The organism is Sphingobium sp. BYY-5 (assembly GCF_022758885.1).
Taxonomy (GTDB): domain Bacteria; phylum Pseudomonadota; class Alphaproteobacteria; order Sphingomonadales; family Sphingomonadaceae; genus Sphingobium.
Window position 1 is genome coordinate 877,515 of sequence record NZ_JALEBH010000001.1, and the last position, 21,007, is coordinate 898,521.

A 21,007-nucleotide genomic window follows, 5' to 3' on the forward strand; every position below is an offset into this window, starting at 1 on the left:
GCGGGAGGTGTCAGGCGAGCGGGACGGCGCGAACCAGCGCGGCGACCACGTCATCGGCGCTGCGCCCTTCCGCCTCGGCAGCGAAGGAGAGCAATAGGCGATGGCGCATGACCGGGCCGGCGAGCGCAATGATATCCTCGCGCGTGGCGGCGAGGCGGCCGTGGAGCAGGGCGCGGGCCTTCGACGCCAGGATGAGCGACTGACCGGCGCGGGGACCGGCGCCCCATTTCACATATTTGCGGATATCATCCGGCGCGCCGTCGCCGGGACGGCTGGCGCGGACGATGCGCGTCACCCAGTCGAGCAGGTCGTCGCTCAGATGGACGTCGCGGACGAGCTTTTGCAGCGCCAGCACTTCCTCGCCCTGCATCACGGTGGGGACGGCGGCGGGTTTGGAGCCGGTGGTCTGGGCCAGGATGGCGCGCTCCTCCGCCTCGGTGGGATAATCGACCCGGATATGGAGGAGGAAACGGTCGAGCTGCGCTTCGGGCAGGGGATAGGTGCCGGCCTGCTCCAGCGGGTTCTGCGTCGCCAGCACGAAGAAGGGCGCGGGCAGGCGATGGGTGACGCCGGCATAGCTGACGGTCTTTTCCTGCATCGCCTCCAGCAGCGCCGCCTGCGTCTTGGGCGGGGTGCGGTTGAGTTCGTCGGCCAGCAGCAGGTTGGTGAAGACTGGCCCCTGCTGGAAGCGGAAGCTGCGGTGGCCGGTGCCATGATCCTCCTCCAGCAATTCGGTGCCGAGAATGTCGCTGGGCATCAGGTCGGGGGTGAACTGGACACGGCGGAAGTCGAGATTCAGCGCTTCGCCCAGCGATCGAACAAGCAATGTCTTGCCGAGGCCGGGGACGCCCTCCAGCAGGCAATGGCCACCCGCGAGCAGGCCGATCAGAAGTTGCTCGACAACATCGCCCTGCCCGACGATCGCCTGGCCGATCGCGGCGCGCAATTGGGTCAGCGCGCCAAGGCGGGTCTGGATTTCGGCTTCGGTGAGGTCGGTCATGATATTGATGGCCCTTAAATAATGACGTCATCCCCGCGAAAGCGGGGACCCATCTCCCGACGTTGCAGCGAGGGAGAGCGCCGGAGATGGGTTCCCGCCTTCGCGGGAATGACGAGCAATTGAAAAATCACACCGACAGCGCGTACATCACGATGTTGACCGCGAACTTCGTATTGTCCTCGGCCAGAAAGCGTTTGTTGCGCCAGTCATAATCCCATTCGCAGCCATAATCCTTGTTGCTGTACAGAACGCCCAGCCGCCCGTTCACCTCTATGCCCTTGAGATAATCATGGACGAGGTCGTCGCCCCAGCCGTTCAGTTCCAGCCCGGTGTTGGGCGGGCCGTCGAACTTGAAGAAGCTGCGGTAGAGGCCGTGGTTCTTGGGCAATAACTTCATCGCTTTTGGCCCGAATATCTTCGCCATCTGCGCCTCGAACGACCGGGCGAAGAGGCCGTCTATGTCATGATTGCAATCGTCCACCATGACAAAGCCGCCATTGCGGACATAGCGTTCGAAATTGCGCCGCTCGGCGGGCGAGAATTCCACCAGCTTGTGCCCCGCCATGTAACAGAAGGGCGCCGTCAGCATCTTCGGGTCCGACAGAGCGATGACATGCTCCTTCGGATCGACGCGCAGGGTGGTGTAGTCGATGAGCGAAGTGATGATGTTCGACGGCGCGCGCTGGTCCACGTCCCAGTCGCCGCTATCGTAGCGCAGGCGGGTGAACCAGAAGTCGTAGCTTCCGGCGGCTGCGAGTGGGCGGGCCAGCAATGTGCTGGCGAGGCCGTCGGCCATCAACCGAAGAAAGTCGCTGCGGGTCATTGGAAGATTGCGTCACGACATGCCGACCCTGGCTGAAACCCGTCATCCCGGACTTGATCCGGGATCCAGTGCCGCACAAAACTGGACTTGCGGCCTTGGATCCCGGCTGTCGCCGGGATGACGGCAATCAATAGGTCAGCACATTGCACCGTGGCGTCACACCGCGTCCGACAGCGACGTGAAGGTGAAGTCGCGCAACTTCATCGGCGGGACGACGATGTTCATCGACACTTCGTCTGGCGGCACGCGGACGGGCTTGCCCAGCTCTTCCACATTGTTGAGCATGATGACCGGGCTTTCGTTGAACCGGAAATTCTTGATCGGATATTTGATCTGCCCATTTTCGATATAGAAGGTGCCGTCGCGGGTCAGGCCAGTCAGCAGCACCGTCTGAGGATCGACCATGCGGATATACCAGGTGCGGGTGATGAGCACGCCGCGCTCGGTGGAGCGGACGAGGTCGGCGGTCGATTTGTCGCCGCCCGTCATCAGGATATTGCCCATCTGGCCGACGGCGGGCTTGCCCTGCTTCTGCGCCCAGTAACGGCTGTAATTGAGGTTGGTGATCTTGCCGCCCTTCACCATGTCCATGCGCTGGCGGGCTAGGCCGTCCTCGTCCCATGGCTCGCACGGCGCAACCGGGTCCCACGGGTCGGTGTAGAAATTGACCTGCGGGCCGAACACCTGTTCGCCCAGCTTGTTGCCGCCGCCCTTCTTCGACAGGAAGCTGCGGCCCTCATCGGCCTCGCGCGCGCCGAAATAGTAGAACATGAAGCCGATCAGGCCCGCGGCCGCCATCGGCTCCAGGATCACGGTATATTTGCCCGGCTCCAGCGCCTTGGCTTCGGCCGAAGCCGACGCCTTGCGCATCGCGATCTGGATGTCGCTGTTCGCCTTGAAGCGGGTGGCGTCCTGCGTGTCGGTGCCGACCCAGCCCGAACCGCGCCCATCCTCGGTGCGGACGGTGCAGGTATAATCGAGTACGGTCGAGCGCTGATAGCCGAAATTGCCCTTGCTGTTGGCGATCGCCTTGAAGCTCTGGCCATCCTCCAGATAGCCGGCCGCGATCAGGTTCTGCGTCTTGCAGGCGTTGATCGAGGTGGCGGCGACCTGTGCGCGATAATCGGGCGTGATGTCGGCGGTCGCCTGAGCAAAGGTCGGGCTGGGCTTGTAGACCTGCCGGGCGACGGCGGGCATGAACTCCGGATTGTCCGGGGCCAGCTGCGCCAGTGTTTCGGCCCGGCGCACGACCCGCTCCAGCGAGGCGTCGTCGAACTGGTTGATGGTGGCGGTGCCGATCTTCTTGCCATAAGCGACCTGCACGGCCAGTTCGATATCGTCGGTCAGACCGGCGGTGGACACATTGTTGCGGGCAAAGCGGATATTGCCCTGAGTCTTGCCGGTAAGCTGCGCGGTGCATTCGTCCGCCTTGGACAGGCCGACGACCTTGGTCAGGATAGCCTTGGCCTGCGCTTCGGTAAGGATGCTCATTTTCTTATCTCCCTAGGAGCCTGATCGTTTGAGGTGGAAGCGCCTTGCGCTGCCGCCGAAAACGTGAATCAGGCTCCAATCCAAAATTGCAGCGATCAGCCGAGCGAACGCGCGGTGTTGATGACGTTGATGCCGTTGAAGCGCGCGGTCGAGGAGCCGTGCGACACGGCGGACACCTGCGGCGGCTGGCCCTTGCCGTCGAAGAAGGAGCCGCCCAGGCGATAGTCGCTGGCGTCGCAGACACCGACGCAGGCGTTCCAGAATTCCGGGGTGCGGATCTGGTAGGCGACATCCTCGATCTGCTGGGTGATCTTGCCATTCTTGATCTCGTAGAAGAGCTGGCCGCCGAACTGGGCGTTATAGCGCTGCTGGTCGATCGAGAAGCTGCCGTCGCCGATGATGTAGATGCCGTCCTCGACCCCTGCGATCATGTCGGCGACGCTCTTCTTGGTCTTGCCCGGCTCAAGGTTGACATTGGCCATGCGCTGGAACTGGACGTTTGACCAGCTATCGGCATAGGCGCAGCCGTCGCTTTCCTTCTTGCCCTCGATATGGGCCTGATCGCGGATCGCCTGGTATCCGACCAGCTTGCCGTCGCGGATCAGATCCCACTTCTTTGTCTTGATGCCCTCATCGTCATAGGCGACCGCGCCGAGGCTGCCCGGCTGGGTCTTGTCCGCGACAATGTTCACTTGTTGGCTGCCATATTGGAAATGGCTTTGCAGCTTGTCCATCGTGGCGAAGCTGGTGCCGGCATAATTGGCTTCGTAACCCAGCACGCGATCCAGTTCGAGCGGATGGCCGACCGATTCATGGATGGTGAGCCAGGTGTGCGACGGGTCGAGCACCAGATCATATTTTCCGGGCTTCACCGAGGGCGCCTTGATCTTGGCGCGCGCCTGCTTGGCGGCGGCGACGGCGTCTTCCTTCATGTCGTAGCTGTTGCCGTAGACGATGACGCCGTTGGGCAGCACGGTCTTGCCCGAGGCTGCGCCATCGAGATATTCGAAGCCCAGGCCCATCGGTGCGGACAGGCCCTCGCGCGTGCGGAACTTGCCGCTGGCCTTGTCGACGGCGGTCACTTCGACCGGCGCCCAGATGCGGTGCACGTCCTGGTCGATATAGCTGCCGTCGGTGCTGGCGAAATATTTCTGCTCGTTCACCAGGAACAGGATGGAGCGGATGAAGTCAGCGCCCGCATCCATGGCCGCGGCGTTCACTCCCATCAGCAGGTCGACCTTGTCCTTGATCGGCACGGCCATGCTGTTCTTGACGATCGGGGTCTTCCAACTGACTTCGCCCACGCCCTTGGTGGGCGCGAGTTCGACCGGCGCGGTCTGGGCCGGTGCGTTGGCCTTGGCGATGGCGACGGCCTGTTGCGCGGCCCTAGCGACCGCTTCCTGGGTCATCTCGTTGGTTGCGGCGAAGCCCCAGGCGCCGTTGGCGATGACGCGGATGCCGACGCCGGACGATTCGGTGTTGACGATATTCTCGACATTGCGCTCACGGGTGATGACGAACTGGCGCAGATAGCGGCCGACGCGCACGTCACAATAGCTGGCGCCCGCACTTTTCGCAGCGTTCATCGCGGCGTCGGCCAGGCTCTTCTTGACTGCCACGTCGATGGCGCTGTTCAATTCCTCGGCGGCAATGACCTTGCCGAACATGGAAGGAAGGATAAGCCCTCCTGCGCCCACGGCGCCAAAGGCCAGAAAATCGCGTCTGTGCAAGGGGTGTCTCCCGCCTGTTATGCCCGCATGGCGCGGGTCGGTTTATGATTGGGTTGCGGCGCTGCTGCCGTACCGGTTTGATAAGGCGGGATCATTGCCGTCCGTACAGGCCGGGTCAAACATCTTTTACGAACGCGCAAGAAGCGGCTCCATGGCTTTCGACAGATGACATCTGTCGAAAAGCGCTGGCCACGCGCGTCGCGTCGACATGTAAAAATGGCGGGAAAGGCCTATACCATCCCGCCGATATGCCGCGTCACTTCAATGTGAAAAAGTTGGTCGGGGAAAGAGGATTCGAACCTCCGGCCCCTGCCTCCCGAAGACAGTGCTCTACCAGGCTGAGCTATTCCCCGACCGATGCCGAAACCGCTTTGTAGGCGGCCCCGTAAGGCAGGAGTGCGCCTATAGAGAGGGCTTTCCGGGCTGGCAAGCGGTCAGTGACGCTTTTTTTGCATGGACTAAGGGTTGTGGGGATTCATCGTGAATTGATGACGGCGGCAGCGAGATAGATCATTGCTGAGAAGCTTTGGTCTGTTTTGCAGGCACGCATGGCGATACGTTTGAACTCTTTGAGTTTGCAGAAGAAGTTTTCGATCAGGTGTCGCCATTTATACATTTCAGTGTCGAGCCGAATAGGTATGGCGCGGCGTGGATGCTGAGAGATGACGATCCTGGCACCGCGTTCGTTGAGATCGGCAATGATGTCGTTGCTGTCGAAAGCTTTGTCGGCAAGCAACGCCCCAAACTCGACGCCTTCGATCAGCGGGGCAACACCGACGCTATCGAAACGATTGCCCGGCATCAGGCGAAAGCGCACAAGGTTGCCCAAGGCATCGGTTAGCGCCAATATCTTGGTCGTCATGCCGCCTTTGGAGCGGCCAATGGCCTGGCTCGAAGTCCCCCTTTTGCACCTTGACCGTGCCGGTGAACTTTCACGATGGTCGCATCGATCATGGCGTATTCCATGTCTGGCTCCTCCGTCAAAGCATCGAAAATCCGCTTGAAAACATCCGCTTCGCGCCAATCACGGAACCGCCGAAACGCCGTACTCCAGTTGCCGAACTGGGCGGGCAGGTCGCGCCAAGGACTGCCCGTTCGCACAATCCACAGCACCGCCTCCATGAATAGTCGATTGTTCCTGCCGCTGCGTCCGGGATCGGTGATCTTGCCAAGACAATGCGGTTCCATCTTCGCCCACTGGGCGTCCGTCAGTACAAAACGATCCATCCGCACCAGGAAGCACAGTTGCCGCTAAATGGGAATCCTAAATCCCCACAATCCTTAGAGAAGGCCCGCACCGCGGAAGCTGAAGCGGGCCTGCCCCGCCCGGATGACATGGTCGGCAAGGCGCAGGTCGAGCGGGCGCAGGCTGCGCGCCAGAGAGCGGGTGAGCGCGATGTCGGCGGGGCGGGGCAGGGGCGTTTCGCCGGCGCGACGCCGTTGGAACAGGGCGATCCAACTGCTCTCGTCGGCCAGCAAGTGCTGGAGGAGCTGGTGCCATTCCTGGCCGACGGGCAGGACGTGGCGGGGCCGCCAGTCCTGGTCGAGAATCGCGATCATCAACTGATTGTCCCCACCCATGGTGGCAATCCTGCGGAACGGTTTCACCCAAGGGGAGGGCAAGCGCCTCCGTTATGGCGGGAAAGCGGGCGTGATCGCTCCATTATGACGGCAAGATTGGCGCGCCCTTCGGGCTGGGCTACAGCCGGAGGCATCAGACTCGTGAGTTCAGGATATTGCCTTGACCGATATGCACCGCCCGCCCGCACCCCATTATGAGCAGCAATATCTGGACCTGATGCGGCATGTCTGGACCCAGGGGAGTGAACGGGTCGATCGCACCGGTGTCGGCACGCGGTCGATCCTGGGCGCGACCATGCGCTTCTCCCTGGCCGATGACGCGGTGCCGCTGCTCACGACCAAGCGCGTCTACTGGAAGGTCGCGGCGCGGGAGATGCTGTGGTTCCTGACGGGCGACACCAATATCCGCGAACTGGTACGGCAAGGCGTACATATCTGGACCGACTGGCCCCTCGACGCCTATCGCCGCGCGACGGGCGAAGCGATCGATCGTGACGCCTTCGAGGCGAGGATCATCGCGGACGAGGATTTTGCGCGGCAATGGGGCGATCTTGGCCCGGTTTACGGCGCGCAATGGGTGAACTGGCCGCGTTACGAGCCGATGGGTGATGGCCTGTATCGCCGGGCGGAAAATGGGCACAACCAAATTGCCGACCTGGTGGAGGCGATTCGTAGGACGCCGGGATCGCGCCGCCTGCTCTTCACCGGCTGGAACGTTGCGGAGGTGGCGCAGATGGCGCTGCCGCCCTGCCATATGACCTATCAGTTCCAGGTGGCGGACGGGAAGCTTAACGGCGTGCTGTTCCAGCGCAGTTGCGACCTGGGGCTGGGCTTTGCCTTCAACATCTTCGGCCTATCGATGATGACCCGGCTGCTGGCGCAGCAGACCGACCTGGAGCCGGGCGAGATCGTCTGGCAGGGCGGGGACGTGCATCTCTATCTGAACCATGCCGACCTGGTTGAGGCGCAGATGGACCGGATTCCGTCCGGCGCGCCCAAGCTCCGGATCAATCGGCGGCCGTCCTCCATTTTCGACTATCGGATCGAGGATTTCGAAGTGGTTGATTATGCGCCGCAGGCCCATATTTCCGCGCCCGTCGCCGTCTGAAGAAGGAGCGGCAGGGACAGGCCGGAAGGAAATTGGGTCAGGAAGACTTGCCTTCCGCGACGTTGAAATATAATATCTGCATCAAGCAATATTATTGCGATGCACCATAGGAGGCAGGATGAGCGATCCGAACGGATTCGCAGGCGATGAAGGACAGGCGGGGCGCAATCTGCCGCCGCTGCGCCTGCATGTGCCCGAGCCGCCCGCGCGGCCGGGCGAAAGCGCCGACTTCACCCATTTCGATATTCCGCCCGCCGGCACGCAGCCGCGCCCGGATGAGGCCAGCCAGCCCGCCGACATGCGCGACATGGCCTATGGCCTGGTGCGCGTGCTGGATGAGGAGGGGCAGGCGGTCGGTCCCTGGAACCCCAAGCTGCCGCCCGAAACCCTGCTGAAGATGCTGCGCGCCATGGCGCTGACCCGCGCCTTCGACGCGCGCATGTTCCGGGCGCAGCGGCAGGGCAAGACCAGTTTCTATATGAAGTCGACCGGCGAGGAAGCGGTGTCGATTGGCGCCGCGCTGGCGCTGTCGCGCGATGACATGTGCTTTCCCAGCTATCGCCAACAAGGCATATTGATCGCGCGCGACTGGCCGCTCATCGACATGATGAACCAGATTTATTCGAACAAGGGCGACCGGTTGAAGGGCCGCCAACTGCCGATCATGTATTCGGCGCGGGAGGCGGGCTTTTTCTCCATCTCCGGCAACCTCACCACCCAATATCCGCAGGCGGTGGGCTGGGCGATGGCGAGCGCGGCGAAGGGCGATACACGCATCGCCGCTACCTGGTGCGGTGAGGGATCGACGGCGGAGGGCGATTTCCATTCCGCCTGTACCTTCGCCAGCGTCTATCGCGCGCCAGTTATCATGAATGTCGTTAATAATCAGTGGGCTATAAGCAGCTTTTCAGGTTTTGCCGGAGCGGAGGCGACCACCTTCGCCGCGCGGGCCGTGGGCTATGGCATTGCCGGACTGCGGGTGGACGGCAATGATATCCTGGCTGTCTATGCCGCGACTCGCTGGGCCGCTGACCGAGCACGCGCCAATGCCGGGCCGACGCTGATCGAGCATTTTACCTATCGGGTCGAAGGGCACAGCACGTCCGACGATCCGACCGCCTATCGTTCCGCCGAAGAAAGCAGCCTCTGGCCGCTGGGCGATCCGATCGCGCGGTTGAAGCAGCACTGCATCGCCTTGGGCATCTGGGACGAGGAACGCCACGCGGCGATGGACAAGGAACTGGCCGAAATGGTCCGCGACGCCGCGCGCGAGGCGGAAAAGAACGGCATTCTTGGCCATGGCCTCCACCATCCGATGGAATCGATGTTCGAGGATGTGTTCGAGGAAATGCCCTGGCACCTCAAGGAACAGCAGCAGCAGATGCTGGACGAATGGAAGGCGGCCGGGTTGTGAGGAGCTTTAATCATCCTCCCCTGGAAGGGGAGGTGACAGCACGCAGTGCTGACGGAGGGGTGTCCCTCTATCGGGAGGGTGACACTCCTCCACCGGCTACGCCGGTCCCCCTCCCCTTACAGGGGAGGATTGTCGAGTCCGGGGCGGAAAGATTGGCACATGACTGAAACGCTTCTCGAAACTGCGGTCGAAGTCCAGCAGATGAACATGATCCAGGCGATCAATAGCGCGCTGGACGTGATGATGGACCGCGATCCGGACGTGGTCGTGATGGGCGAGGATGTCGGTTATTTCGGCGGTGTGTTTCGCGCCACCGCCGGTCTCCAGCAGAAATATGGCAAGAACCGCGTGTTCGACACGCCGATCACCGAATGCGGGATCATCGGCGTGGCGGTGGGCATGGGCGCATACGGTTTGCGGCCGGTGCCGGAAATCCAGTTCGCCGACTATATCTACCCCGCGCTCGACCAGTTGGTGAGCGAGGCGGCACGGCTGCGTTACCGCTCGGCGGGCGAGTTCATCGCACCGATGACGGTGCGGTCGCCCTTTGGGGGCGGCATTTTCGGCGGCCAGACGCACAGCCAGTCGCCCGAAGGCATCTTCACCCATGTGTCGGGGGTCAAGACGGTGATCCCGTCGACGCCCTATGACGCCAAGGGGCTGCTGATCGCGGCGATCGAGGATAATGATCCGACCATCTTCTTCGAACCCAAGCGCATCTATAATGGCCCGTTCGACGGCCATTATGACACGCCGGCCAAAAGCTGGGCAGGGCATGAGGCCGCGCAGGTGCCGACCGGCTATTACCGCATCCCGCTGGGCAAGGCGCGGATCGCGCGGACGGGCGAAGCGCTGACCATTCTGTGCTACGGTACGATGGTCCATGTGGTGGAGAATAGCGTCGCCGCGCTGGGCATCGATGCGGAGATCATCGACCTGCGCAGCCTGGTGCCGCTCGACATCAAGGCGATCGAGGCGTCGGTAAAGAAGACTGGCCGCTGCCTGATCGTGCATGAGGCGACGCGGACCAGCGGTTTCGGTGCGGAATTGCTGGCGCTCGTTCAGGAGCGCTGTTTCTACCATCTCGAAGCGCCGATCGAGCGCGTCACCGGCTTCGACACGCCTTATCCGCATAGCCTGGAATGGGCCTATTTCCCTGGCCCGGTGCGTATCCGCGAAGCCATCACCAAGATTCTGAAGGACTAAAGAGTCATGGCTCTTTTCACATTCAAGCTGCCGGACATCGGCGAAGGCATTTCGGAAGCCGAGATCGTCGGCTGGCACGTCAAGGTCGGCGACCGGGTCGAGGAAGACCAGCCGATCGCCGACATGATGACCGACAAGGCGACGGTCGAAATGGAAAGCCCGGTCGCGGGCATTGTGGTGCGGTTGGCCGGTGAGCCGGGCGATCAGGTGGCGATCGGCGCCATGCTGGTGGAGATAGAGGTGGAGGGTGAGGCCGTCGCTGCGCCATCTCCGAGCGAAGCGGAAGTGCCGGGTGCGGTGGGGATCGAGGCTGCGACACCTACCTCCGTTCGCCCTGAGCCTGTCGAAGGGCCTTCCTTTTCTTCAAGCGCTGTTGCTGTAGAGAAAGTGGAGGGCTTCGACAGGCTCAGCCCGAACGGAGGGGAGGTTGCGACCAGCGCTGTCCTCGCGTCCCCCGCCGTGCGCGCCCGCGCTAAGGAACTGGGCATCGACCTCTCGCAGGTCAAACCCACCGGCGACCGCATCCGCCACGCCGATCTGGACGCCTATCTGCTCTACGGGCAGGGCCAGGGCTATCGCCCCGCCGGACGTTCAGCTAAACGCGCCGACGAGACGGTCAAGGTCATCGGTATGCGCCGCCGCATCGCCGAGAATATGGCCGCGTCCAAGCGGCATATCCCACACTTCACCTATGTCGAGGAAATCGACGTCACCGCGCTGGAGGAACTGCGCGAGCAGCTCAATGCGGGGCGCGGGGCCGGAGAAAATGGGCGTCCCAAGCTGACCATGCTGCCGCTGCTGATCGTTGCGATCTGCAAGGTGCTGCCCGACTTTCCGATGCTCAATGCCCGTTATGATGACGAGGCGGGCGTGGTGACACGCCATGGATCGGTTCATCTCGGCATGGCGACGCAGACCGATGCGGGGCTGATGGTGCCGGTGATCCGCGATGCGCAGGACAGGAATGTCTGGCAGTTGGCGAGCGAGATTCGTCGCCTGGCCGACGCTGCCCGCACCGGCAAGGCGAAGTCGGAGGAACTGTCCGGCTCGACGCTGACGCTGACCTCGCTCGGCCCGCTGGGCGGCATCGCGACCACGCCGGTCATCAACCGGCCGGAAGTGGCAATCATCGGCCCCAATCGCGTGATCGAGCGCCCGGTCTTCCGCGGCAAGGATATTGTCGCGGCCAAGCTCATGAACCTGTCGATCAGTTGCGACCATCGCGTGGTCGACGGCTGGGACGCGGCCAGTTTTGTCCAGGCGGTCAGGAAGCTGCTGGAGGCTCCGGCCTTCCTGTTCGTGGGTTAGGGAGCGCTGATAAATAATAGCAAACTGCGGCGAGGATGATTCATTTCCATAACAACCTTGTTCCCCGGCGCAGGCCGGGGTCCAGTTCCACGGTCCGAACTGGACCCCGGCCTGCGCCGGGGAACAAGGTTGCCATTATAAAAGCGGGCGTCCTCGATCAAAGATCGCGGGCTTTGCTAGGTAGCAACAGATATTCGAGAATATCATGCTGGTGCGGACGGCGGGACTTGAACCCGCATTCCCAGGAGGAGGCGGATTTTAAGTCCGCTGCGTCTACCGATTTCGCCACGTCCGCCCGATAGTCAGGGCTTGCTTCCCCTGACGGCTGGGGCGAGCGAGGTCAAGCGTCGCTTGCGGATTCGCCGTCGGCGTTGAGCCGTTCGCGCATTTCCTTGCCCGGCTTGAAATAGGGAACGCGCTTGGCGGATACCGGTACCTGTTCGCCGGTGCGGGGGTTTCGGCCCGTGCGGGCTTCCCGCGCTCGCGTGGTAAAGGCGCCGAAACCGCGCAATTCCACGCGACCGCCCGAAGCGAGCCGGTCCACGATTTCCTTGAAAAAGAGATCGACGATCCTCTCAACTTCCGGAACGGTCAGTTCTGGATTCTCGTCGGTCAGTTTCTGGATCAATTCCGAACGGATCATTGGTTCCCCAGCGCCCCTATGCTGTTCCCCTCCTGCATTTCATAAAGCTTTTGCAAGAAGTTGGCAATCGGGGTGCGCAAGATCGTTTCGGAAGGCCAAGAATGACAAAGGCCCGCCGGAACCAGGGTTCCGGCGGGCCTTTTTTGTAGCAATCCCGGAAGGGATCAGCCTTCGCTTTTCGCCTTGAGCGCTTCGCCCAGGATGTCGCCCAGCGACGCGCCGCTGTCGGACGAACCATATTGCGCGACGGCCTGCTTCTCTTCGGCGATCTGCATCGCCTTGATCGAGAAGGTCGGCTTCTTGGCGCGGTCGAAACCGGTCACCATGGCGTCGAACTTCTGGCCGATCTGGAAGCGTTCCGAACGCTGTTCGTCACGGTCGCGACCCAGGTCGCTGCGCTTGATGAAGCCGGTGGCGCCATCGTCGCCAGCCTGGACTTCCAGGCCGCCGTCGCGGACTTCCAGAACGGTCACGGTGATGATCGCGTTCTTGTTGAGGCCAGCGGCAGCCGCCGTGGTGCCGCCAGCGGCCGGACCACCACGCTCAAGCTGCTTCATGCCGAGGCTGATGCGCTCCTTCTCGACGTCGATGTCGAGAACGACGGCGGAAACCGTCTCGCCCTTGCGGTGCAGCGCCAGGGCGTCTTCGCCGGAGATGCCCCAGGCGATGTCCGACATGTGGACCATGCCGTCCACATCGCCGTCCAGGCCGATGAACAGGCCGAACTCGGTCGCGTTCTTGACTTCGCCCTCGACGGTCGAGCCGATCGGATGACGTTCGGCGAAGCTGTCCCAGGGGTTGTTCTGGGCCTGCTTGAGGCCGAGCGAGATACGGCGCTTTTCGGGATCGACTTCCAGGACGATGACATCGACTTCCTGGCTGGTCGAAACGATCTTGCCGGGGTGGACGTTCTTCTTGGTCCAGGACATTTCCGACACGTGGACCAGGCCTTCGATGCCGGCTTCCAGTTCGACGAACGCACCATATTCGGTGATGTTCGTGACGCGGCCCGACAGCTTCGCGCCGACGGGATACTTGGCCGAAGCGCCTTCCCACGGATCGCTCTCAAGCTGCTTCATGCCCAGGCTGATGCGCTGGGTGTCGCGGTTGATGCGGATGATCTGGACACGGACGGTGTCGCCGATGTTGATCATCTCGTTGGGGTGGTTGATGCGCTTGTAGCTGAGGTCGGTGACGTGCAGCAGGCCATCGATGCCGCCCAGGTCGACGAACGCACCATAATCGGTGATGTTCTTGACGACGCCTTCGATGATCTGGCCTTCGGCCAGCGTCTGGATGAGGCCGCTGCGCTGTTCGGCGCGGGTTTCTTCCAGAATGGCGCGGCGCGACACGACGATGTTGCCGCGGCGGCGATCCATCTTGAGGATCTGGAAGGGCTGCGGGATGTCCATCAGCGGGGTGACGTCGCGAACTGGGCGAATGTCGACCTGCGAGCCGGGCAGGAAGGCCACGGCGCCGTCGAGGTCGACGGTGAAGCCACCCTTGACGCGGCCGAAGATGACGCCTTCGACGCGGGTGCTCTCGGTGAACTCGGCTTCCAGCTTGTCCCAAGCGGCTTCGCGGCGGGCGCGGTCGCGCGACAGCATGGCTTCGCCATGGGCGTTTTCGACGCGGTCGACATAGACTTCGACTTCGTCGCCGACCTTCAGTTCAGCCTTCTGGCCCGGCATCGCGAATTCGCGCAGCGGCACGCGGCCTTCGGACTTGAGACCTACGTCGATGACGGCCAGGTCGTTTTCGATGGCGGTAACGGTGCCCTTGACGACGCGGCCTTCGAAGCCGCCGTCCTCGCCACCGAGGGAATCATTGAGAAGCGCGGCGAAATCGTCGCGCGAGGGGAATGCCGTAGAGGCCATATTATGTCCTTCACTCATCATTGCTGGCCAACCGGTTGTCTCCGGTGGTCTTTGGCCAAACTACCCAAAAAGCCGAATGCTTCCTGGGTATCCAAGGGGTTGGGCGTGGGAACGCGCAGCCAGGAAAAAGCGAAAAGGGCGCCCGGATGATCCGCGCGCCTTGACGGGTCACTTTTGGGAGTGACCTTCAAGCTGAGCGTCCACAAGCGCGATGGCCCGCTGGACGGCGGCGTCTATAGTCAAATCCGACGTATCTAGCAAGTCCGCGCCATCGGCTCGCATGAGCGGCGCATGGTCGCGGCTCATGTCGCGGGTGTCGCGCGCCTGAATGTCGGCGATCAGGCTGTCCATGTCCGGATTTCCGCCATGGGACAGGGCGTCCTTGTACCGCCGTTCGGCGCGAATGGAGACGCTGGCCGTCACGAAGATCTTCGCGTCGGCATCGGGCGCAATCACCGTGCCGATGTCGCGCCCGTCAAGGATGGCGCCGCCCGGCTGGGTGGCGAAGTCGCGCTGCCGCTGGACCAGCGCGTCGCGTACATTCTGATGCACCGACACGCGCGAGGCGAGACTGCCTACCGCTTCGCTGCGCAGGGCTGGATCAGCGAGGAGCGCGTCGTCGAAACCGCAGGCGGCGAGGGCGTCGGCCTGACGATCCGGATCGCCGCCCAGCTTGAGGACGGAAAGACCGACGGCCCGGTACAGAAGGCCGGTGTCAAGCACGGGCAAGCCATAGTGACGGCCCAGCGCCTTGGCGATGGTGCCCTTGCCCGACGCAGCGGGACCGTCGACGGCTATAATCATGCCACGGCGCCCAGCGACTGGAGCAGCGGCAGGAAGGTGGGGAAGCTGGTCGCTACCGGGCGCATGTCGTCGATGGTGACGCCCCCCTTCGATACCAGGCCCGCCACGGCGAAGCTCATGGCGATGCGGTGGTCCAGCCTGGTCGCGATCGGCCCGCCACCGGCGAGCGGTGCGCCGCCGCTGCCCTCGATGATGATGCCGTCTTCCAGCTCCTCTACCTGCACACCGATGGCGCGCAGCCCTTCGGCCATGGTGGCGATGCGATCCGATTCCTTGACCCGCAACTCTTCCAGGCCGCGGAAGACGCTGCGTCCCTCGGCGAGGGACGCAGCGATGAAGGCGACGGGATATTCGTCGATCATGCTTGGCGCGCGCGCCGGGTCGGGTTCGACGCCCTTGAGCGCCGACGCCGTGACGACAAGGTCGCCGACCGGTTCGCCGCCGACTTCGCGAGCATTGGTGACTTCGATCGATCCGCCCATTTCGCGCAGCAAGTCGATGAGGCCCGCGCGGGTCGCATTCAGACCGACATTGGCGATCGTCACCCTGGAACCCGGCACCAGCAGGGCAGCAACGATCGGGAAAGCCGCGGACGATGGGTCGCCGGGCACCACGATCTGCTGCGGCTTCAATTCCGCTTCGCCCGTAAGCGTGATGATGCGGGTGCCGTCCGCTTCCACTGCGACGTTCAGGTCCGCGCCAAAGCCCTTGAGCATCCGTTCGCTATGGTCGCGGGTGGGGATCGGTTCGACGACGCGGGTGACGCCCGGCGTGTTGAGGCCGGCGAGCAGGATCGCCGACTTGACCTGGGCCGAAGCGACGGGGAGGCGATAGTCGAGCGGCACGGCGGGGCAGGCGCCCTTCATGGTCAGCGGCAGGCGATCGCCGGGGCTGGTCATGAAGCTGGCGCCCATGCGCGAGAGCGGTTCGGTCACGCGGGCCATCGGGCGCTTGCTCAAGCTGGCATCGCCGATGAAGGTAGCAGTCAGGTCATGGCTGGCCAGCAGGCCCATCAGTAGGCGGGTCGACGTGCCGCTATTGCCCATGTCGAGCGCGGTCTGCGGCTGGAGCAGGCCGCCCACGCCCACGCCATGGATATGCCAGATGCCATCGGCGTCGCGCTGAATATCGGCGCCCATCGCGCGCATCGCCGCCGCCGTGGCGAGCACATCCTCGCCCTCCAACAGGCCTTCGACCCGGCTTTCGCCCACCGCCAGGGCGGACAGCATCAGCGATCGGTGGGAAATGCTTTTATCGCCTGGCACGGTGACGCTGCCGGACAGGGCCGGCGCGGCGGTGAAGGTCATGGGGGCGGGTTGTTCGCTATGCTGGGTCACAGGGTATCCGTTGTCTTGGAACCGAAAAAATGCGAGCGGCTTTTGACAGCGCGGTTCCGCTATGGCAAGGCGCCCGACGTTTCGCGGGCAACATCCGTTGCGCCGCGTGATTTCTGTTTTGAGCATCGAAGAAGGAACAGGCCGGACATGGTGAAGGCTGAATGGGGTACGAAGCGGACCTGCCCGAAATGCGCGACTCGCTTCTATGACCTGGGCAATGACAATCCGGTGACTTGCATCAACTGCAACACCGCCTGGGAACCGGAACCGGTGCTGAAGTCGAAGCAGCCGGTGCCTTATGAGGAAGTTGCGCCCAAGAAGGTCATCGAAACCGCCGACGGCGAGCTGGAGACGGCCGACGACGATCTGGACATCGATCTGGACGTCGATGACGATGGCGATTCGCCGGACAATGACGTCGATTTGGGCGGTGACGACGACCTAGGCGTCGATGCTGGCGGCAGCGATAATGACGACGACAATTAATTGAAATTTCTGCTTGCCATGGAGGTTGCTGCGACCTAATGGCAGCGACCTCCGAAGCGCCGGACCCAAACGGCGCTTCGGTCTGGTGACGGGGCCTTAGCTCAGCTGGGAGAGCGCCTGCATGGCATGCAGGAGGTCAGCGGTTCGATCCCGCTAGGCTCCACCATTCCGGACCTGATCCGGAGCCTCCCAAGCGAAAGCGAGGGGCGCCTTCATATTCGGCCGACGGTTTCGTACCGGACATGGCCTGATCCATTGGGATGCGGCAAAGGCCGCGACGATGGGGCCTTAGCTCAGCTGGGAGAGCGCCTGCATGGCATGCAGGAGGTCAGCGGTTCGATCCCGCTAGGCTCCACCAATTTTCGGAATATAGAAGATGTCCGGGAATATTTTCTCGGAAAGTTCCTGAGCGCAAGTAGAGCTTGCGCGGCGGCAATGATGTTTATGGGCCTTGATCCGGATATGATCTGCCTGCTGTCGGTGCCGGGTGGGAAAAAGCGATGGCTGATTTTGGCTAGCTTCAACCAATGATACAATCGTTACCCCGGACTTGATCCGGGGGCCCGCTTCTTCTTGGGTTGCGTTTGAGAAGGAAGCGGGATGCCGGGTCCAGCCCGGCATGACGAAATGGGAGCGGCAGGAAACGACCGAGGCTGTGTAAAAACGCGATCTCGTGGCGGCATTACGGTGCGGTAGCGATGCGGCGGGATGAGGCGATCAGGCGCGGATTGCCTGGATCAGCATCGGGACGCCGAGCATTCGGATCATACGCTTCATATTGTAGGCCAGAACACTGAGGCTCATCTCGGTCCGGACGTTTTTCAGGGTTCTGGTAAGGAAGGGCGTACTGCCCATCCAGGCTTTGAGCGTGCCGAAGACATGTTCGACCGTCTGTCTCCGCATACCCATGGCATCCGGCAGCTGATCCAGGCGCGCCTGCATGGCATCGAGTACCGCCTCACACGCCTGTGCCACGGCCGGAGGTCGCCATGGACCGTGCATCGGGATCGGTGAGGGATATCTGATTGTCAGGGGCTTGCTCGACTTGGGCAGCCATATCCTTCAGATACTGCATCTGACGCCGCAGCCCGGCGATCTTCTCCCGGATTTTGTCGGCTCGCATCTCGGGTACGTCGCTGTCCTCACGATCAGCCCTGTCGAGCGCGACCAGATAGCGTTCTATACTGGCCTCGACCTGTTCGATGCGCTTGGCCGCCTTATGCGCCGTGAAGTTGCGATCCTGGTTGTTCACAGCCTTGAACTTGCTGCCGTCCACCGCCACCGTGGCACCAACGAACAGGCCCATGCTCCGGCAGAGCAGCACGAACTGCGCGCATGCCGCGCGGATCGCAGCGCCATTATCGCGACGGAAGTTGGCGATCGTCTTGAAGTCGGGGGCCAGCCGGCCTGTCAGCCACATCAGCTCGATATTGCGGCCGGCTTCCCGTTCGAGCCGGCGGCTCGACTGGACGCTGTTGAGATAGCCGTACAGATATATCTTCAGCATCGTCGATGGATGATAGCCAGGCCGTCCCGTCGCTGCCGGCGTCATGCCCTCAAAGCCCAGAGCTTCCAGATCAAGCGCATCGATGAAGGTTTCGATCACCCGTACCGGGTTAGCCTCGCCGACATAGTCATCCAGCGATGCAGGAAGAAAACTGTCCTGCCGACGATCTTCCCCTTCGACAAAACGGCCCATGCCAAAGCCTCCCGAAATCTCGGAAAACCTTATCAGAAACCAACGTTTCTACACAGCCTCGACCAATGTTGGTCATTTGAATGGCTTCGCATCGTCCCTCTAAGCGGACGTTGACGCAAAACGCCTGATTTCCGCTCATTGCCGTGGTGGAATGATGGTTACGGTGCCGGGAGAAGGCGCTGTTGTGATTGTGGGGCGCTGTTCAGGCCGGATCAGAAAATCCGCGCAGGCCATGCCCAGTTGCGCCGGATTGTCGAGATCATATGCCCCATTCAAGCTGCCAAACGCCGCAATATCTGTTTTAGGCATGACGATATTGTCTTCCGGGTTGCGTGAGGTAGGCAATTCACGCATCCGCCCAAGAAATTCAGCGCGCATCGCTGCATATGTAGCCATCAGAAGGGGCGAAGCTGTGCGGTCAATCTCATCATCTATGCGCTTGGTATAGATACGCATTGGTCCAACAATGAATGAACGAGGGCGCATTTCACTCAGGTGTGGTTCTGGAACAATCTTACGAATGGCAGCAACCGTTGCAGGCACAAGAGATGGAACAAATTGGCGGCTAACTTGCCTCTTGCTTTCTGCGACCGCTCTACATCCTTTCTCAAAACCGACACGCTTGATTTCTGCCCGCATAGACGGGTCATCGTAAATGACTCTATATAACCTGCTCGGTACTCGGCTTTCTGCGATTGCAAGCTGTTTCAGGACATCGTCAGTCACCGTCGATTGGATCACGGGTGACGCGGCGCGAGCAGTTTCAGCCTGGACAGGCAATCCTGATGCAGTTTGCATCAACGCGATTACGACTAAGATCATGGCAGACGAATAGTACGCCTCTGATGGAGTGGGAAGATATCTTTGACGACTTCGCAAGGCCCTGTCGGCAATCACATAAAATCCGACAAGGGGCGGCGCGAAACCTACAGATTTCAGCCTCGAACGCTGTTGCGTTGCTCCTACGACCCTATAATGTCCGAAAAACACTGTCGGATTGCGAACGTGCGCGACAACCTCATGGGCGGGGTTTCCCGTCATGACGAATTGACCGCTAATAGGTTCTGCTTTTCCGAAAGCGGCGCGTCCGCCACCCACCCGCGTTCGTCGTTCATCGTCTGCGAATCACTCCGCGCTGCCGATAATCCTCTGGTATCGTTCGGGAATATAAGGCTGTCTGGCGGTGGGCGGCCACTCGCGGTCGTTACGAGGCGGCTCTATGGCCGTCGAAAACCGGCGTTGGCTTAATCTAATTCGCGGGCAAGAGTTTCGTTTGGTGAGACGTAAAGATCGTCATGTGCAAACGGCAGGGGTGCGTTTTCTCGCATCGCCGCTAACACCCTTCCAAAATCGGTTTGGCACCGAAAGCCAAGATCCCGTTCAAGCGCGGAGGGATCGTAAACCCGCCCGATACTGCGCGGGAGATGCCAACCTCGTTCTGCGAATATAGCGGGCGCGTCAGGAAAACATCGTGCGATGACCGAAATCGGATCGGCCTTTAGTGCGGCGCAAGCCTCACGCCCAAATGGCGGTGGCGCAGATACGATATAGTTGCCGAAGCCGATCGTTGATGCTTTCGTGAGGGCTGCAATATGCGCATCTGCACAGTCCTCAACCGTAAGCCGACGATTTAAGAACTCGTTGGCCTTCATGTTCTCACCAGCAAGCTCGCGATGCGTATCGTCCTCTTCGGGGAAGAAGCGAGCAGTGCGCAGGATGATAGTCGGCAGCCGTTGGTCAAGATGGATTAGCCGGCACATCTCCTCAGCCGCCCGTTTGGTCATGCCATAGATGTTGCGCGGTGTGAGCGGACCACTGGCCTCATCCAGCCACACTGTTTCAGTGGCCGTCTCGTCACGGATCGCCTGTGTGATCATCAACGACGTCGTCGAGGTAAAGACAAAGCTCGAAGTACCATTAGCCACGGCGGCTTCCAGCAGGTTGAGTGTCCCGGTTACGTTAACGTCGATAAATCGCTGCCGCGGATATCGGATGATGTCGGGCTTATGCAAAGCCCCGGCATGAATGACGCCTTCAAAGCGGTGCTCGGAAAAGAGCCGATCCACAAACGCGCGATCACTCACGCTACCAACGATGTCGGTTGGTCGCCCCGGCATTGGATCGAGTCCGATGACATGGTGACCAACCTCTTCGAGTCTTGGCTTCAAGAAACGGCCAAGCCAGCCAGATGATCCAGTTAATAGAACGCGCATGGAAGATCGGTAACATCACCCCGCCGAGCGGGGAAGTCCGCTATTGCTCGGTCCAGATCAAGACCCAATAGTCCGCTCTCCACCCGGCATCGTCGTTCCCAGCCTGCGAATCAGTCCGCACCGCCGATAACCTGCTGGTCGGATTCGGGATTGGAAAGCCGCCCAGCGGCAGGCGACCACTTGTTGCCATCCGCTCAACCGTTTTCGCATCCCGAAACCGGTCATAGATAGGTTGTCCAGCGGCAAGGTTCGAACTTGCAATCTGCCGAGGCAGGGCGGTTGTGACC

Annotated in this window: 17 protein-coding genes, 4 tRNA genes and 1 pseudogene; 7 read left to right on the forward strand and 15 right to left on the reverse strand. The window is 61.8% G+C overall.

What is annotated here, in order from left to right; genetic code table 11:
* Positions 1 to 10: 10 nt before the first annotated feature.
* The 7 genes from MOK15_RS04285 to MOK15_RS04315 all read right to left on the reverse strand — a co-directional run bounded on the left by MOK15_RS04285 (position 11) and on the right by MOK15_RS04315 (position 6,625).
* Complete coding sequence (locus tag MOK15_RS04285) at positions 11 to 1,000, reverse strand: MoxR family ATPase (RefSeq protein ID WP_242930474.1); 990 nt, start codon at positions 998 to 1,000, stop codon at positions 11 to 13.
* Positions 1,001 to 1,127: 127 nt separating this feature from the next.
* Entirely contained in the window at positions 1,128 to 1,823 is a 696-nt protein-coding gene (locus tag MOK15_RS04290) for a DUF4159 domain-containing protein (RefSeq protein ID WP_242930475.1), read from the reverse strand.
* A 156-nt stretch (positions 1,824 to 1,979) separates the two neighbouring features.
* A complete protein-coding gene (locus MOK15_RS04295) occupies positions 1,980 to 3,314 on the reverse strand; it encodes a TldD/PmbA family protein (protein WP_242930476.1) in 1,335 nt (444 codons plus the stop codon).
* Positions 3,315 to 3,409: 95 nt separating this feature from the next.
* A complete protein-coding gene (locus MOK15_RS04300; protein ID WP_242930477.1) occupies positions 3,410 to 5,044 on the reverse strand; it encodes a TldD/PmbA family protein in 1,635 nt (544 codons plus the stop codon).
* A gap of 276 nt (positions 5,045 to 5,320) precedes the next feature.
* A tRNA-Pro gene (locus MOK15_RS04305) sits at positions 5,321 to 5,397 on the reverse strand.
* A 122-nt stretch (positions 5,398 to 5,519) separates the two neighbouring features.
* Positions 5,520 to 6,271 (reverse strand): IS5 family transposase gene (locus tag MOK15_RS04310; protein ID WP_242930478.1). Its coding sequence is split into 2 segments (ribosomal slippage): positions 5,520 to 5,941 and positions 5,941 to 6,271, totalling 753 coding nucleotides; the frame shifts between segments, so codons are not numbered across the junction.
* A 54-nt stretch (positions 6,272 to 6,325) separates the two neighbouring features.
* Positions 6,326 to 6,625, reverse strand: coding sequence for a JAB domain-containing protein (locus tag MOK15_RS04315; RefSeq protein ID WP_242930479.1), 300 nt, complete (start codon positions 6,623 to 6,625; stop codon positions 6,326 to 6,328).
* A gap of 169 nt (positions 6,626 to 6,794) precedes the next feature.
* Between MOK15_RS04315 and thyA the strand changes: the two genes are divergently transcribed.
* The 4 genes from thyA (at position 6,795) to MOK15_RS04335 (ending at position 11,661) form a co-directional block, all read left to right on the forward strand.
* The gene (gene thyA, locus MOK15_RS04320; protein ID WP_242932621.1) at positions 6,795 to 7,733 is read left to right on the forward strand and encodes a thymidylate synthase; all 939 of its coding nucleotides are present in this window, start codon (positions 6,795 to 6,797) and stop codon (positions 7,731 to 7,733) included.
* A 118-nt stretch (positions 7,734 to 7,851) separates the two neighbouring features.
* Positions 7,852 to 9,147, forward strand: a complete 1,296-nt coding sequence (locus tag MOK15_RS04325; protein ID WP_242930480.1) for a 3-methyl-2-oxobutanoate dehydrogenase (2-methylpropanoyl-transferring) subunit alpha — start codon at positions 7,852 to 7,854, stop codon at positions 9,145 to 9,147.
* A gap of 201 nt (positions 9,148 to 9,348) precedes the next feature.
* The gene (locus tag MOK15_RS04330) at positions 9,349 to 10,353 is read left to right on the forward strand and encodes an alpha-ketoacid dehydrogenase subunit beta (RefSeq protein ID WP_242932622.1); all 1,005 of its coding nucleotides are present in this window, start codon (positions 9,349 to 9,351) and stop codon (positions 10,351 to 10,353) included.
* Between the two features lie 6 nt (positions 10,354 to 10,359).
* Complete coding sequence (locus MOK15_RS04335) at positions 10,360 to 11,661, forward strand: dihydrolipoamide acetyltransferase family protein (RefSeq protein WP_242930481.1); 1,302 nt, start codon at positions 10,360 to 10,362, stop codon at positions 11,659 to 11,661.
* 209 nt (positions 11,662 to 11,870) lie between these two features.
* Here MOK15_RS04335 and MOK15_RS04340 read toward each other — a convergent pair.
* The 5 genes from MOK15_RS04340 to aroA form a co-directional block, all read right to left on the reverse strand.
* A tRNA-Leu gene (locus tag MOK15_RS04340) sits at positions 11,871 to 11,956 on the reverse strand.
* A 45-nt stretch (positions 11,957 to 12,001) separates the two neighbouring features.
* Complete coding sequence (locus tag MOK15_RS04345) at positions 12,002 to 12,304, reverse strand: integration host factor subunit beta (RefSeq protein ID WP_242930482.1); 303 nt, start codon at positions 12,302 to 12,304, stop codon at positions 12,002 to 12,004.
* 164 nt (positions 12,305 to 12,468) lie between these two features.
* The gene (gene rpsA, locus MOK15_RS04350; protein ID WP_242930483.1) at positions 12,469 to 14,181 is read right to left on the reverse strand and encodes a 30S ribosomal protein S1; all 1,713 of its coding nucleotides are present in this window, start codon (positions 14,179 to 14,181) and stop codon (positions 12,469 to 12,471) included.
* Between the two features lie 168 nt (positions 14,182 to 14,349).
* Entirely contained in the window at positions 14,350 to 14,985 is a 636-nt protein-coding gene (locus MOK15_RS04355) for a d(CMP) kinase (RefSeq protein ID WP_242930484.1), read from the reverse strand.
* Positions 14,982 to 16,292 carry a 3-phosphoshikimate 1-carboxyvinyltransferase gene (aroA, locus tag MOK15_RS04360; protein ID WP_242932623.1) on the reverse strand — a complete coding sequence of 437 codons (1,311 nt, stop codon included), beginning with the start codon at positions 16,290 to 16,292 and terminating at the stop codon, positions 14,982 to 14,984. Before aroA ends, MOK15_RS04355 begins: the two co-directional genes overlap by 4 nt.
* 177 nt (positions 16,293 to 16,469) lie before the next feature.
* On the opposite strand from aroA, the gene MOK15_RS04365 reads away from it, so the two are divergent.
* The 3 genes from MOK15_RS04365 to MOK15_RS04375 all read left to right on the forward strand — a co-directional run bounded on the left by MOK15_RS04365 (position 16,470) and on the right by MOK15_RS04375 (position 17,166).
* Complete coding sequence (locus MOK15_RS04365; RefSeq protein ID WP_242930485.1) at positions 16,470 to 16,808, forward strand: TIGR02300 family protein; 339 nt, start codon at positions 16,470 to 16,472, stop codon at positions 16,806 to 16,808.
* Positions 16,809 to 16,898: 90 nt separating this feature from the next.
* A tRNA-Ala gene (locus MOK15_RS04370) sits at positions 16,899 to 16,974 on the forward strand.
* A 116-nt stretch (positions 16,975 to 17,090) separates the two neighbouring features.
* Positions 17,091 to 17,166 (forward strand) — tRNA-Ala (locus tag MOK15_RS04375).
* A gap of 359 nt (positions 17,167 to 17,525) precedes the next feature.
* Here the strand turns inward: MOK15_RS04375 and MOK15_RS04380 are convergent.
* From MOK15_RS04380 to MOK15_RS04390, 3 genes and pseudogenes are all read right to left on the reverse strand, one after another.
* Positions 17,526 to 18,507: pseudogene (locus MOK15_RS04380) on the reverse strand (transposase).
* A gap of 135 nt (positions 18,508 to 18,642) precedes the next feature.
* Positions 18,643 to 19,329 (reverse strand): hypothetical protein, encoded by a 687-nt coding sequence (locus tag MOK15_RS04385; protein WP_242930486.1) that lies wholly within the window; start codon positions 19,327 to 19,329, stop codon positions 18,643 to 18,645.
* Between the two features lie 422 nt (positions 19,330 to 19,751).
* Positions 19,752 to 20,720, reverse strand: coding sequence for an NAD(P)-dependent oxidoreductase (locus MOK15_RS04390; RefSeq protein WP_242930487.1), 969 nt, complete (start codon positions 20,718 to 20,720; stop codon positions 19,752 to 19,754).
* Positions 20,721 to 21,007 lie beyond the last annotated feature (287 nt).